Genomic DNA, 13643 nt, shown 5'->3' with positions numbered 1-13643 from the left:
GCCCAACGCGCCGAACGCACGCGAGGTGCAGCGCCTGTTACAGCATGCCGACGGGCTGAGCGTGCCTACCCGGAGCGCACGTCACGCCAAGTGACGTCGGCGATTCGTTCAGCCCGAGGTCGCACACTGCTGGACCACGTTCATGCGATTCGGGGCCCAGGGCCTCACAGTGCGTGAACGATCGCCGCGGAATCGACGATAGTCATCATCGTCCTTACAGCGCACGCCAGTTCGCGATGCTGCGAGCCGCGATGTCCCACTCCTCGTCCGGCGTGCTGTGGCCGTTCTCCACGAGGACGTCGCGCAGGTCGCTCGTGGCGCCGGCCGCGACGATGATCTCGCGCCACGGACAGTCTCCCTCGCCGAACGCCAGGTTCGGCCCGCGCGTCGCGCTCCAGTCGCGGCCGTGGAGGCTTCGCACCCGGCCGGGATGGGTCCGGATCCAGGCCGGCACGTCGATGCCGAACTCCACCGCCGGCGCGACGTCGATCTGCATGACGAAGTCCGAGGGCGTGCCGTCAGCGACGACGTCGATGGGGAGCTGCCCGTCGAGCAGCGTCCATTCGCGCTGATGGTTGTGGAATCCAGCGGCCAAGCCGGACGGCCGGAGCCGTTCGGCGACGTCCGCGAACCGCTCCGTCGCCTCCCGCCATCCTTCGATCGTCTCGATTTTCGGCACGCTCGCGACGACGGCGAACGGGCTGCCGAGGACGTGGTTGAGATCGATCGTCTTCCGCATCGCGTCGGGCGTGAACGCGCGCATGCCGTTGTGCGTGGAACTGCACGCGAGCCCCACGGCGTCGAGCCGCGCTCGGACCTCGCGCGCGAAGTCCAGCGTCCAGTCGAGGTACGTCGAGTAGAACTCGACGCTCTCATAGCCGAGCTCGGCGACGCGGGAGAGCGCGCCGAGCAGGTCGCGGTTGACGTCGGTGCGGACGGTCCACAGCTCCAGGCCGATGCGCGGTCGAGACATGCGCGTCTACCGTAGCACGAGGCGCGAACGCTCCGCGGCTGCTGTCCCGCGACGCGCACCGCGAAGTGCGACGTGCTGGAATGGCTGGTCTGTCGTGGAGCACTCGGTGCGAGACGTCTGCCTGACGGCAGAGTGCAGGGGCCGACGGGTCGCTACACCGAGCCGGCCTTGCCCAGCCGATCCAACGTGAACGCGCAGCGAGACAACCCCTCTTCCGCCGCAGCGCGGAGGATCACCTCCGCGTTCTCGTGAAGCGCCTGCGCGGCGTCGAGCGTCGCGAGCTCGCTCCGTGCGCGCGCAGGCCCGCGCGTCAGCTCGCCGAACAGCGTCATCGACGAGATGAGCTTGCGCACGTCGACGTCGGAGCCCATGAGCGCGTGCAGGGACATCCCTCGCCTCACCTGATCCGCGGCCGCGATGGTCGCCGCCAGCAGCCGCTCGCGCAGGAGCGGTTCCTCGAGGTAGGCGATTGCTTCGAGCACACCGCGCAGCCCGTAGCGCTCGGCCATCGGCGATGAGCCCAGTCCCGCCAGTTGCGGGAAGATGTACCAGATCCAGTGGCTGCGCTTGCCGTCTGCCCGAAGCTCGGCCAGCGCGGTCACGAAGCCGCCGATCGGGTCGTTCTGCGCGAGGATGAAGCGGTCGAGGTCGACGGCCACGTCGTCCACGACGGTACAACACGTCCGGTCGCTGACGTCGGCTCACGTCGGCCCAGAGAGAAGGGCGTCGTCCGCGCAAGCCGCGCTATCGGCGATCAGCGGACGTCGCCGCCACGTCAGATCAATAATCGGCGAGGAGCGTGTGCGTGGAAGATCGGGAGGACGAGGATTTCGCGGCGCTGTTCGCGGCGTCGGAGCGAACGAAGCGGTTCGAGACCGGACAGCCGGTCGAAGGCACGATCGTCGCGCTGGGTGCCGACGTGGCCTTCGTGGACGTCGGGGCCAAGAGCGAGGCGACGATCGCGCTGGCCGAGTTGAGGGACGAAGACGGCGCGCTCGAGGTCGCGGTCGGCGACCGCCTTCAGGCGACCATCATGTCCACGGCGGGCGGACTGACGCTGTCGCGCAAGCTGCAGCGGCGTGCCGCGACGGCGCGGCAGCTCGAGAGCGCGTTTCGTGCCGGCCTGCCGGTCGAGGGGAAGGTCGAGGGCCAGGTGAAAGGCGGCTACAACGTCACGATGGCACGCCAGCGCGCCTTCTGTCCTCAGTCGCAGATCGACATCCTCCGCGACACGGATCCCCAGACGCACGAGGGGCGCGTCTACGCCTTCAGGATCCTCGAGTACGCCGACGAGGGCCGGAAGTTCGTCGTCTCGCGCCGTGCACTCCTCGAGCAGGAGCAGCAGGCGCGCGCGGAGGACGTCCGCCGCGCGCTCGCGGTCGGCGCGGTCGTGACCGGGCGGGTGGTGTCGGTGCGCGACTTCGGCGCGTTCGTCGATCTCGGTGGCGGCGTACAGGCTCTGCTGCCCGTCTCGGAGATGGGATGGTCGCGCGTCGCGAATCCGGCGGCGGTGGCCGCTCAGGGGCAGGAGATCACGGCCGCGGTCCTGCGCATGGACGATGCGACGCGGCAGATCACGCTCAGCCTGAAGCCGCTGCTCGCGGATCCATGGTCGAGGGTGCCGGGCGCCTACGGCGTGGGACAAGTGCGCGAAGGCCGCGTCACACGCATCGCCGAGTTCGGCGCGTTCGTCGAACTGGAGCCCGGCATCGAGGGTCTCGCCCACGCGTCCACGTTTCCGCTCGCGGGCCGGGCCGGCGGCGGATGGTCGAAGTCCCTAGACGTCGGGATGACAGGCGCCTTCGAGGTCCTCGCGATCGATCTCGACAGGAAACGCATCAGCCTGTCGCCGGTGGACGACGCCTCTCCGCGGGCGCGCGCGGCCAGCACGGCGCACGAAGAACCCACGGACGCTGCGCCTGGGCCGGACGCTTCCCCTCAGCCGTTCGGGGACTCGCTCGCCGAGAAGCTCCGCGGCGCGCTGAAGAAGTGAACCTCGCGGCGCGTGCCGCGCGACCGGTCAGCGCAGCAACGTCCGCGCACCGTCCACGAACATCTGCACCGCGACCATGACGAGCAGCATCCCCATCAGCCGCTCCATCGCGACGAGGCCGCGCTCGCGCAGCACGCGATAGAAGAACGTGGACGAGAGCAGGATGATGCCGCTCACGGCCCAGGCGATCGTGACCGCCACGAAGAGCCACCAGGTGGCCAACGCGCCAGACTGCTCGAGCAGCAAGACGGTCGCGAGCGTCGACGGCCCGACGAGCAGCGGAATCGCGAGCGGCACGAGGAACGGCTCGCCCTCGAGCTGGTCGCCGATGAGCCCGCCTTCACGCGGAAAGACCATGCGCAGGGCGATCAGGAACAGCACGATGCCGCCCGCGATGCTGATCGTCTCCTGGCGGAGCTGCAAGTACTCGGCGATGTAGCGGCCCGTCGCCAGCATCGCGAGCAGCACGACGTAGGCCAGCAGGATCTCGCGCCGAAGCACCGGCGCCCGGCGCTCCGGCGGCACCTCGCGCAGCACCGAAAGGAACAGCGGCACGTTCCCGAGCGGGTCCATCACGAGCAGGAGCGTGACGATGGCGGACAGCATGGAGCATCGGGATATCGGATTGTCGGGCGATCGGGATATCGCATCGATCACCGGGGCATCGGACGACCGCATCGGATCATCAGCGTCTGGTATCCCGATGATCGATGCGATGTTTCGATGATCGATGATCCGATGCGATAGCCCGATGATCGATGATTTGATGTCCGCTATCTGAACAGCTTCGGCACCATGTCGGTGACGTTCTGGCGCCAGAGCGGCCAGACGTGCGCCATGTCGGGCACTTCCTCTTCGCTGAACTTCATGCCCTTGCCGCGCAACCACTCGCGGAACTGGCGGTTCTGCCCGATGAGCCCGTCGGCCGTGCCGCACGTGATCCACAGCATGCGGATGCGCGCGTTGTCCTTCGCGCTCAGGTTCGGGAACGCCTTGTCGAACACCGAGGGATCGAGCGGCGTGGGAGCGCCGCGGCCCGCGGCCGGTGCCGCCGCCGGCTGCGGCGCGGGCACCGAGGCGGCGGGAGGCAGCAGCAGGAGCGCCGAGCTGAACGCGCCGATCCAGGCGAAGCGATCGAGGTTGTTCAGGCCGACGTACAGCGACTCGGCACCGCCCATCGACAGCCCCGCGATCGCGCGATCCTCGCGACGCGTGCTCACGTTGTACGACCGGTCGACGACGGGCATCACCTCGTCGAGCAGGATCCGCGCGTAGCCCAGCACGTTCTGCGAACCGCGGCCGCCGGCCGGTCCGGTCGACGTGCCGTAGCCGAGCGGCGAGACGACAATCATCGGCACGGCGCGCTTGTCGGCAATCAGGTTGTCCAGGATGTTGGCCGCTCCTCCCCCACCCGCCAGCCATCGCTCGGCATCGTCGCCGAGCCCGTGCAGAAGATAGAGGACGGGATAGGGCTGCTTGCGCCGCGCGTCGTAGCCTGGCGGCGTGTAGACGAAGAAGTCGCGGTCGTCGTTCGCGACGACGGAGTGGAACGCCTGGCGCGTCACGGCGCCCCGAACGGCACCGGGCTTCGGTAGCCACGCCTTGTCGCCCGGCACGACGAACATGCTCTGGAAGCTGCCGAACGAGGTCTGCGCCTGGCGGTTCGCCGGGTCGTTGAGCGCAGCGCCGTCCACGTTGAACGAGTAGGTGTAGATGTCGGGCTCGAGCGCATCGGTCGTCGCCGTCCACACGCCGTCCGCGTTCTTCGCCATCTCGATCCGCTTGCCGGCGAGCGTCACGGCCACGGCCTGGGCGCTCGGCAGGCGCAGCCGGAACGTCACGCGCCGATCGGCGCCGACCTCCGGCGAGACGACGGGCCCGCCGCCCCGCCGGCCCTGCGCCGCCGCCGGTGGAGCTGCCGGCGTTGCCGGCGTGGGGGCTTGCGGCGCCGCGCGCAGCCAAATGGACGACGTCACGAGCGCGGCGAGCGACAACGCGACCAGACGCGAACGGCTCATGGGCACCTCGATGGGAAACACATTGTATCGGGGACGCGATGCCGCGACGGCACGGCGATCGGATCCCGACCTCAGGTCGTCGACGATCCGAGACGCTACGGCACCCAGATCTTGGGTCCGCTGCCTCCCGCCAGCGCCAGCGTGAGCTTGTTCAGGCGCCGGACGAATGCGGCCGGATCGTCGAGGTCGCCGCCTTCGGCGAGCAGCGCCTGGTCGAACAGGATCCGGCTCCAGTCGGCGAACACCACGTCGTCGCTCTCCTGCTTGAGCCGCTCGACGATCGGGTGATCCGGGTTGATCTCGAGAATCGGCATCGACGACGGCACGGGCTGGCCGGCCTCTCGCAACAGCCGTTCGAGATGCCGGCTGAGGCCGCGTTCGCTGGCGACCAGACAGGCGGGCGAATCGGTGAGCCGGTGCGTCAGCCGCACGCTCGAGACCTGCGCCTCGAGCGCCGCCTGCATGCGGGCGACGAGCGGCTTGAACTCGCTCTCCTTCATCTCGTCGGCGACCTTCGACGACGCTTCTCCGAGCGCGCTGACGTCGAGATCCCCGTCGGCGGCGGACTTCAGCGGCCTGCCGTCGAGCTCGGTCAACTGCGAGAGCATCCACTCGTCCACGCGGTCGGCGAGCAGCAGCACCTCGACGCCGTGTTTGCGGAACACTTCCAGATGCGGGCTCTGGCTCGCGGCGGCGAACGAGTCGGCCGTGACGTAGTAGATCGCGTCCTGTCCCGTTTTCATGCGGCCGACGTAGCCGGCGAACGAGACCGTCTGATCGGGCGTGCCGGCGTGCGTCGAGGCGAACCGCAGCAGCTTCGCGATCCGGTCCCGATTCGATCGGTCCTCGATGACGCCCTCCTTGAGCACCGTGCCGAACTCGGCCCAGAACGTCGCGTACTTCTCGGGTTGGCCGGCAGCGAGATCCTCGAGCAGACCGATCACGCGCTTGACCGACGCCGACCGGATCTGCGCGACGTCGGACGACTGCTGCAGGATCTCGCGCGAGACGTTCAGCGGCAGATCGCTGGAGTCGATGACGCCCCGCACGAAGCGCAGGTACGCCGGCAGCAGCTCGCCGGCGGCGTCCATGATGAAGACGCGGCGCACGTAGAGCTTCACGCCGTGCCGTTCGTCGCGGTTCCAGAGATCGAACGGCGCGCGGCGCGGCAGGTAGAACAACTGCGTGAACTCCTGCCGCCCCTCGACCTTCGCGTGCGTCCAGGCCAGCGGCGGCTCGAAGTCGTGGCTGACGTGCCGATAGAACTCCTCGTACTGCGAACCGGTGATCTCCGACTTCGGCCGCGTCCACAGCGCCGACGCCTGGTTCACCTGCTCGTCATCGTCGGTCACGACCATCGTGGTCTTCGACGAGTCCCAGTGCTCCTTCTTCATCAGCACCGGGAAGGTGATGTGATCGGAGTACTTCCGGAGAATCTCGCGCAGCTCGCCGCCCGAGAGCAGACCGTCCTCGCCCTCGCGGAGGTGCAAGGTCACGTCGGTGCCGCGCGACGGCTTCGTCACGGTTTCGACCGTGTACTCGCCTTCGCCGCGGCTCTCCCACCGCACGCCGTCGCCGGCCGGCGTGCCGGCGCGACGCGTCAGCAGCGTCACCCGGTCGGCCACGATGAAGGCCGAGTAGAAGCCGACACCGAACTGGCCGATGAGCTGCGCGTCCTTGGCCGCGTCGGCCGTCAGCCGGCTGAAGAACTCGCGCGTGCCCGACTTGGCGATCGTGCCGATGTGGTCGATCACTTCCTGCCGGGTCAGCCCGATGCCGTTGTCCGACACCGTGATGGTGCGCGCGGTCTTGTCGTACGCCACCCGGATCGCGAACTGGGCGTCGCCCTCGAGCAGCGCGCTGTCGCCGAGGCTTTCGAAACGCAGCTTGTCGCAGGCGTCCGACGCGTTCGAGACGAGCTCGCGCAGGAAGATCTCCTTGTTGCCGTACAAGGAGTGAATCATCAGGTGGAGCAGTTGCTTGACTTCGGCCTGGAAGCTCAGGGTGTCTTTGGCGATCGTGGACATACGGTGCGTCGCGTTGGCCTCGCGCTGAATGACGTCGGCTCGAGAAGACGGCCGACGCGTCCATCATTCTAGTAAAGGACGCGGCGCTGGACGGGCACGGCGCCCTCCGGCGGCCGGCCTCGGCCGCAATGCGCCGGTCCGTCGCCGCAGCCGCACGGACCTCCGGGACGCGATCCGCGCGCCGCCAACCACTCGCTGCCCTTCCACGTCGTAACTGTTGTTCTCGAGGAGGTCAGGCCATGCGTCCCATCGTGCATCTTCCGAGCGCCAGGCTGCTTGCGGCCGGCACGGCGCTCGTCTTCGTGCTGACCGGCGGGTTCCAGGCTGCGGCGTCGGCCCAGGCGGCGCGCTCGCCGCGAGCCGACCTGCGATCGCTCTTCGGCGGCGAGCCGGAGATCGGCGTCTCGATCCGCGACGTCACGCCGGCCGAGAGCGAGCGGGAGAAGCTCGCCAGGGTCGCCGGCGCTTACGTCGAAGACGTCAGGTCCGGCGGCCCCGCCGACAAAGCCGGCATCCGTTCCGGCGACGTCGTCGTCGCGTTCGACGGCGAGCGCGTGCGGAGCGCGCGGCAACTCGCGCGCGTGATCGAGGAGACGCCGGCGGGTCGCGAAGTCGACGCGACGATCTCGCGGGCTGGCCGGCAGGTCGCGCTGAAGGTTACGCCCGAGACCGGTGGGGTCTTCGTCGGCGGCGGCCGCGTCGTCGTGCCCGACGTCGAGATGCGCGGCGGCTGGCCGCAGGATCGTCCGTTCGGCGGCTTCGGGGCGAATGCCGGCCGACTCGGCGTAACGGTGCAGGAGCTGACCGATCAGCTCGGCGACTTCTTCGGCGCGCGTGCGGGCGTACTCGTCACGTCGGTCGCGACCGGCACGCCAGCCGAGGCCGCCGGCCTGAAGGCGGGCGACGTCATCACGCGGGTGAACGGCACGGCGATCAGCAGCGCGAGCGACCTGCGGCGGAGCATCGCCGGGGCGTCGAACGACGTCACGCTGACCATCGTCCGCGATCGCAAGGAGCAAACGTTGAAAGCGACGTTCACCACGCGGCGGCCTGGCGCCAGGACGACCATCTGAGAGGCGAGCGGCGAGACGACGTCGCTCCCGGCGCAGGTGTGATCACGCGTGAGCACAGCGGGACGGGTCCGGCGGCGCAGGCCGGTGCTAACATGAAGCCACGTCTCATCCCGGGAGGCTCCATGCCGCGCGCCCGACGCTTGTCGATGCTCGCCGCGTCCGCCGCACTGCTGCTCTCGTCCAGCACGACAGTGTCGGCGATCGGTCCGTCGCTGCTGATGTTCTACGGCGGCGACCTCTCGCACTCCGTCTTCTTCCGGCCCGGCAACCCGTCGTACAACCCGACCGGCTTCCTCTGGAATCCGGTCACCGGCGGCGCACGTTACGGCACGTGGCAGAACAGCACGATCCCACCGAACCTGGAAGGCCGGCCGTACGTGAGCTTCGCGGTGTTCTGGAAGTGGGTCGATGATCCGGCAACGCTCCTGCCGACGGACGCCAGCCAGCACGGCCGCGTGTACCTGCCCACGCCGTCAGCGGCTGCCGTCGTCGTGGTCACGGCGCCAAGGATGGTGAACGGCTCGGGCGGGCCGCCCGAGCCGTTGCCCGTCCCGGCATCGCTCCGGGACTTCCTCGCCGGCTGGGCGCTCTCGCCGGAGCAAACGGCGGTGCTCCGGAATCTGGCCGTGTTCTGAGCGACACACGCGCGCGAGATTGGACGCGCGCCCGTTCTACGTTCATGAGGCTTTCGGCAGCGTCGCGTCCGGTTGCGACTTCGAATCGGGAACGCTCGAGAGAGCGAGATCTCTCTCGAGAGCGGTGAAGCCATGAAGCCCTCGAGGGACTTCATGGCTTCCCTCGTTGAGGCTGTCTACTTCGGCGTCACACGGAAGAGTCCGCCGGGGTTCGCGTCTTCGGCCAGCCACAGCGCACCGTCCGGGCCGACCGCGACGTCGCGGATGCGATGGCCGACGTCCCAACGCTCTGCCGGCGTCGCACCGCCCTTGCCGTCGAAAACGATCCGGCTGAGCGTCTTGGTGGCCATGCCGCCGATGAGCGCGGAGCCGTTCCACTGCGAGAACATCGCACCCCGGTAGAAGGTGAGGTTGCCGGGAGCGATGACCGGCGTCCAGTAGATGACCGGCTTCGTCAGATCGGGCCGCGTGTCGGGGTGCGGGATCGGCGTGTCGTTGTAGTTGACCGCGTACGCAACGAGCGGCCAGCCGTAGTTCTTACCCGGCTCGATCAGGTTCAGCTCGTCGCCGCCCTTCGGGCCGTGTTCGAGCTCCCAGAGACGCCCGTCGGGCCCGAACGCCAGCCCGTACGGCGTGCGATGCCCCATCGTCCACGTCTCGGCCGGCGTGAGGTTCGGGCCGGGGAACGTGTAGCTGCGGACGACCGGTGCGGTCTTCGCGGCCTCCGTGTCGCGCGGCGGATCGATGACGCCGACGGTCGCTGTACCGGTCTTGCCCGCCATCGGGTTGCCGGGCGCGGGCTTGCCGTCGAGCGTCAACCGGAGAATCTTGCCGAGCGGCTGATTGGGATCCTGCGCGGGCGTGAAGCGCTGCCGCTCGCCGACGCTGAGGAACAGGTACTGGCCGTCGGGCGAGAAGGCGATCGCGGCGCCGAACTGGCCACCCCGGCCGCGCTCGCCGTCGCGCCAGATGACCTGCAGCCCATCGAGGCTCGCTCGGCCCTGGCCGGTTGAGAGCTGCGCGCGCGCCATCGCGAGGCTCGACCCGCCCTCACCGGGCTCCGAGTAGGTGAGGTAGATGCTGCGATCGGTCGCGTGCTTGGGCGACACGTACACGCCCAGCATCCCGCCCTGTCCTTGCCAGAGCACGGCCGGCACGTTGGCCACCTGGGTCTTTTCGCCCTGCTGCGTCACGAGCCAGAGCCCGCCGACCTTCTCCGTGACGAGCATGCGCCCATCCGGCAGAAAGGCGATGCGCCACGGCAGGCCGAACGTCGCGACCTGCGTCATGGTGAACGGCAGCGCCGGCTCGGGCGCCTTCGTGCCCGCGTTGATTTGGGCCCGTGCCGCAGACGACACCAGCATCAGCAAGAGCGCCGCACTCGATAGTGCCTTCATCGGTCCTCCAAGAGATGGGTCAGCAGAACAAAGGTATGCGATCCGGATGACCGGACGCCACCGGTACCTGCGCGCCCGCAGACGCCCGCCCCGCGGCCTCGCCGCCCCCAGGTAGCCGGGATCTCCTGGCGATCGCGCCGGCAGGTGATCGCGCCGGCGGTTGACATACATAGAAGCACAATGTATAAAAGCCCTACGCATGGAGCTGGGCAAAGACCTCGTCGCCGCCTCGGCCACGCCGCTCGTGCTCGCCATCCTCGCGGAAGGCGAGAGTTACGGCTACGCCATCATCAAACGCGTCGCCGAGCTCTCGGGCGGCCACCTCCAGTGGACCGACGGCATGCTCTATCCCGTGCTCCACCGGCTCGAACGACAGGGCCTGGTTGCGGCGAAATGGGGAGAGTCCGAGAGCGGACGCCGACGGAAGTACTACCGGATCACGAGAACGGGCAGGACCGAGCTCGCCGATCAGCAGAAGCAGTGGCAAGCCGTGGATCGGACGCTGCGCGGCATCTGGATGAAGACGGTGACGGCATGACGGCCTCCGCCTCGGCCGCGTCCCTCGAGTCTCAGATCGCGCACTGGCGGGAATACCTCCGGCGGCGGCGGGCCGTTCACGGCCCCGACGTCGAGGAGCTCGAAGGCCATCTGCGCGATCAGGTCTCGGCGCTCACCGGCGCCGGCCTGGCCGGCGACGAAGCGTTCCTCGTCGCCGTCAAGCGCATGGGCAACCTCGATGCGCTGTCTCGCGAGTTCGCGCGCGAGCACTCGGAGCGGCTCTGGAAGCAGCTCGTCATCGCGCCAGACGAGCAGGCCGGCACGACCACACGCGTCGAGGCGGCCGTCGTCCTGCTCCTGGCCGTCGTCGCGGCGCTCGCCATCAAGGTGCCGGCGCTCTTCGGCCGGGATCTCGCCGCCGATGCGAACGAGCTGTTCTACCTGCGCAACATCGGCCTGTTCGTGTTGCCGGTGCTCAGCGTCTACTTCGTCTGGAAGCGCGGGCTGTCGGCGGCCGGATGCGCGGGGCTGGCGCTCGCGTTCGGGGCTGCCGCCCTGTTCGCCAACGTCTACCCGCTGGCGGAGCGGAGCGATACGGGACAGCTCATCGTGCTCCATCTGCCGATCGCGTTGTGGCTCGTCATCGGCGTGGCGTACGTCGGCGGCCGCTGGTTTGCGGGCGGCGGGCGCATGGACTTCGTCAGGTTCTCCGGCGAGCTGTTCATTTACTACGTGCTCATCGCGCTCGGCGGCGGCGTGCTCACCGGCTTCACGCTGATGATGTTCGGCGCCATCGACATGAACGCCGAGTGGTTCGTGCAGCGCTGGCTGATTCCGTGCGGTGCGATGGGCGCGGTCATCGTCGCGTCTTGGCTGGTCGAGGCGAAGCAGAGCGTCATCGAGAACATGGCGCCCGTGCTGACGCGGCTGTTCACGCCGCTGTTCACGATCGTGCTGCTCGCGTTCATCGCCACGATGGCGTGGACCGGCCATCCCATCAACGTGAAACGGGAAGTGCTGATCGGCTTCGATCTCCTGCTCGTCGCGGTCGTCGGCCTCGTGCTGTACGCCGCCTCGGCGCGCGCGCCCGAGGCGCCGGCCAACTTCTTCGACAAGCTGCAACTGCTCCTCGTCGTGAGCGCGCTCACGGTCGATGTCGTCGCGCTCGCCGCCATCGCGGCCCGCATCTCCGAGTTCGGCTTCACGCCGAATCGCGTCGCGGCGCTCGGCGAGAACATCATCCTGCTCGTCAACCTTGCCGGATCCGCGTGGCTCTACGCACGGTTCGTGCTCGGGCGCGGCCAGTTCACGGCACTCGAGCGTTGGCAGATGGCCTATCTCCCCGTGTACTCGCTGTGGGCCGCGCTCGTCGTCATCGTGTTTCCGCCGGTGTTCGGGTACCGCTGACGCATCCGTCGTCGTGCCAGCGCCCGCGGCGCGCGCGTTGGCCTTGCAGATCCCGCAACGCCGTGTGCGCGGCACGCCTCGCAGTTTCGGCTGATCGAGCCGAGTCGCGGCCGTTTTCCGCACGTTTCTGACGTCCTCCGCGTGGCACGTCCTTCGCTCTTGGATGGTCTGCGATCTCGCTTGTCTTTGAGGTACGACGATGGCATCGTCGTCGTCGAGGTCGGGAAAGGGCGATGAGATGGACGCGATCGCGGTGTCCCCGGCGCTGGCCGATCGGCTCGGGCCCGAGGCCACGGCAGGACTGGCGCAGGCATTCGAAGCGCTCGAGGACCGGTGCGTCGTGATCGCTGAAGAGCGGGCGGTCGATCGATTCGAGCGACGCTTGATGGCCGAGACCTCTGCTCTACGCCTCGAGATGGTGCGAGGGCACGAGGCGCTGCGGCGAGAAATCAGCGAATCCCGCGCCGCGTTGCAGCAACAGATGACCACGCTCGGCGGGGAATTGCGGCTGGAGACGACGACGCTGGGTGGCGGGGTGCGGCAGGAGATCGCGACCCAGGGCAGCCACCTTCGATGGGAAATGGGCGAGCACGTTGGCGCGTTGCGGCAGGAGCTGAGCGTCCTTGGCAGCAGCCTGCGGCAGGAAATGAACGCCCTGGACGGCAGCCTGCGACAGGAGATGAGCACCCTCGCCAGCGACCTCCGCCAGGAAATGAGCGTCCTGGACGGCAGCCTGCGACAGGAGATGAGCGCTCTCGCCAGCGACCTCCGTCAGGAGATGGGCGTCCTGGATAGCAGCCTGAGGCAGGAGATCACGACGCAGGGCAGCGACCTTCGAGAGGAGATCGCGACCCTCGGCAGCGACCTGCGGAAAGAGATCACCGCTCAGGGCAGCGACCTTCGGGCAGAAATCGCGACTCTGGGAACCGACCTGCGGCAAGAGATTGCGAACCAGGGCAGCGATCTGCGAAAGGAGATCACGACGCAGGGCGGCGACCTGCGGAAAGAGATCGCGATGCTCGGCGGCGATTTGCGGCAAGAGATTGCGAACCAGGGCAGCGACCTTCGAAAGGAGATCGCCGTGCAGGGCAGCGATCTGCGGCAAGAGATCGGCGGTTTGCGTCAGGAGATGGCCCGGCAGCAGTTCGACTTGCTGAAATGGTCCTTCCTGTTCTGGATCGGACAGGTGGTGGCCATTGCGACGCTGCTACGGATGACCGGTCACTGATCGCGGCTAGTGCCCGGCGCCGGCGGCGCATCGGGATGCGCGGCACCGGTCAGCAACGCACATCCCAACGGATCTCCTGACTCTACGGCGCGCGGCGATCACGCGACTTCTCCCTCGACGCGGCTCTGAAGCATCCGTTCGCGCACGGCTGCGTGCCTGCGTGATGACGTCGTCCTCGACGCAGCGAGACATACGGCGGGCGTCGGGCGAGCGAGTCGTCCCCAGATCGGCGGACGAGATGTCGCAGCCAGGTTCATCAACCAGGCCGGGCGCGTCGCAAAATCTGCGTGCGAGCGAAGTTCCAAGCCCGCACGCGCGGCCGTCGCGCGCCGACTGAGAAGACTTTCGGACGCCCGTGGTGACGGCACAGGGCATCACCCCTGACCTGCGCTGT

The 13643-nt window shown here is 68.5% G+C and carries 12 protein-coding genes; 6 read left to right on the top strand and 6 right to left on the bottom strand.

The window, feature by feature from the left end; all coding sequences use genetic code 11:
• Positions 1-214: 214 nt before the first annotated feature.
• Positions 215-973: a sugar phosphate isomerase/epimerase gene (locus IT184_12860; protein ID MCC7009693.1), complete on the bottom strand. Its 759-nt coding sequence runs from the start codon at positions 971-973 to the stop codon at positions 215-217.
• Positions 974-1125: 152 nt separating this feature from the next.
• Positions 1126-1641, bottom strand: coding sequence for a DUF1810 family protein (locus tag IT184_12855; protein ID MCC7009692.1), 516 nt, complete (start codon positions 1639-1641; stop codon positions 1126-1128).
• Positions 1642-1778: 137 nt separating this feature from the next.
• Here IT184_12855 and IT184_12850 point away from each other — a divergent pair, with 137 nt between their 5' ends.
• Positions 1779-2966 carry a S1 RNA-binding domain-containing protein gene (locus tag IT184_12850; protein ID MCC7009691.1) on the top strand — a complete coding sequence of 396 codons (1188 nt, stop codon included), beginning with the start codon at positions 1779-1781 and terminating at the stop codon, positions 2964-2966.
• A 27-nt stretch (positions 2967-2993) separates the two neighbouring features.
• Here IT184_12850 and IT184_12845 read toward each other — a convergent pair whose 3' ends face one another.
• From IT184_12845 to htpG, 3 genes are all read right to left on the bottom strand, one after another.
• Positions 2994-3572, bottom strand: a complete 579-nt coding sequence (locus tag IT184_12845) for an NAAT family transporter (protein MCC7009690.1) — start codon at positions 3570-3572, stop codon at positions 2994-2996.
• 167 nt (positions 3573-3739) lie between these two features.
• Positions 3740-4984, bottom strand: coding sequence for an alpha/beta fold hydrolase (locus IT184_12840; protein MCC7009689.1), 1245 nt, complete (start codon positions 4982-4984; stop codon positions 3740-3742).
• Positions 4985-5079: 95 nt separating this feature from the next.
• On the bottom strand, positions 5080-7011 hold the full coding sequence (gene htpG, locus IT184_12835) for a molecular chaperone HtpG (GenBank protein ID MCC7009688.1): 1932 nt from the start codon (positions 7009-7011) through the stop codon (positions 5080-5082).
• A gap of 239 nt (positions 7012-7250) precedes the next feature.
• Here htpG and IT184_12830 point away from each other — a divergent pair, with 239 nt between their 5' ends.
• Together IT184_12830 and IT184_12825 are read left to right on the top strand one after the other, a co-directional pair.
• The gene (locus tag IT184_12830) at positions 7251-8084 is read left to right on the top strand and encodes a PDZ domain-containing protein (GenBank protein ID MCC7009687.1); all 834 of its coding nucleotides are present in this window, start codon (positions 7251-7253) and stop codon (positions 8082-8084) included.
• 122 nt (positions 8085-8206) lie between these two features.
• A complete protein-coding gene (locus tag IT184_12825) occupies positions 8207-8719 on the top strand; it encodes a hypothetical protein (GenBank protein ID MCC7009686.1) in 513 nt (170 codons plus the stop codon).
• A 176-nt stretch (positions 8720-8895) separates the two neighbouring features.
• On the opposite strand, the gene IT184_12820 is transcribed toward IT184_12825, so the two are convergent.
• Entirely contained in the window at positions 8896-10116 is a 1221-nt protein-coding gene (locus IT184_12820) for a PQQ-dependent sugar dehydrogenase (protein MCC7009685.1), read from the bottom strand.
• 199 nt (positions 10117-10315) lie between these two features.
• On the opposite strand from IT184_12820, the gene IT184_12815 reads away from it, so the two are divergent.
• From IT184_12815 to IT184_12805, 3 genes are all read left to right on the top strand, one after another.
• Positions 10316-10654: a helix-turn-helix transcriptional regulator gene (locus tag IT184_12815; GenBank protein MCC7009684.1), complete on the top strand. Its 339-nt coding sequence runs from the start codon at positions 10316-10318 to the stop codon at positions 10652-10654.
• Positions 10651-12021 carry a hypothetical protein gene (locus IT184_12810; GenBank protein ID MCC7009683.1) on the top strand — a complete coding sequence of 457 codons (1371 nt, stop codon included), beginning with the start codon at positions 10651-10653 and terminating at the stop codon, positions 12019-12021. The genes IT184_12815 and IT184_12810 overlap by 4 nt, the downstream gene beginning before the upstream one ends.
• Positions 12022-12259: 238 nt before the next feature.
• Positions 12260-13249, top strand: coding sequence for an apolipoprotein A1/A4/E family protein (locus tag IT184_12805; GenBank protein ID MCC7009682.1), 990 nt, complete (start codon positions 12260-12262; stop codon positions 13247-13249).
• Positions 13250-13643 lie beyond the last annotated feature (394 nt).

The organism is Acidobacteriota bacterium (assembly GCA_020853395.1).
Classification (GTDB): Bacteria; Acidobacteriota; Vicinamibacteria; order Vicinamibacterales; family SCN-69-37; genus JADYYY01.
Note: the sequence above shows the minus strand (reverse complement) of the source record. Positions and strands in the feature narration are given on the sequence as shown.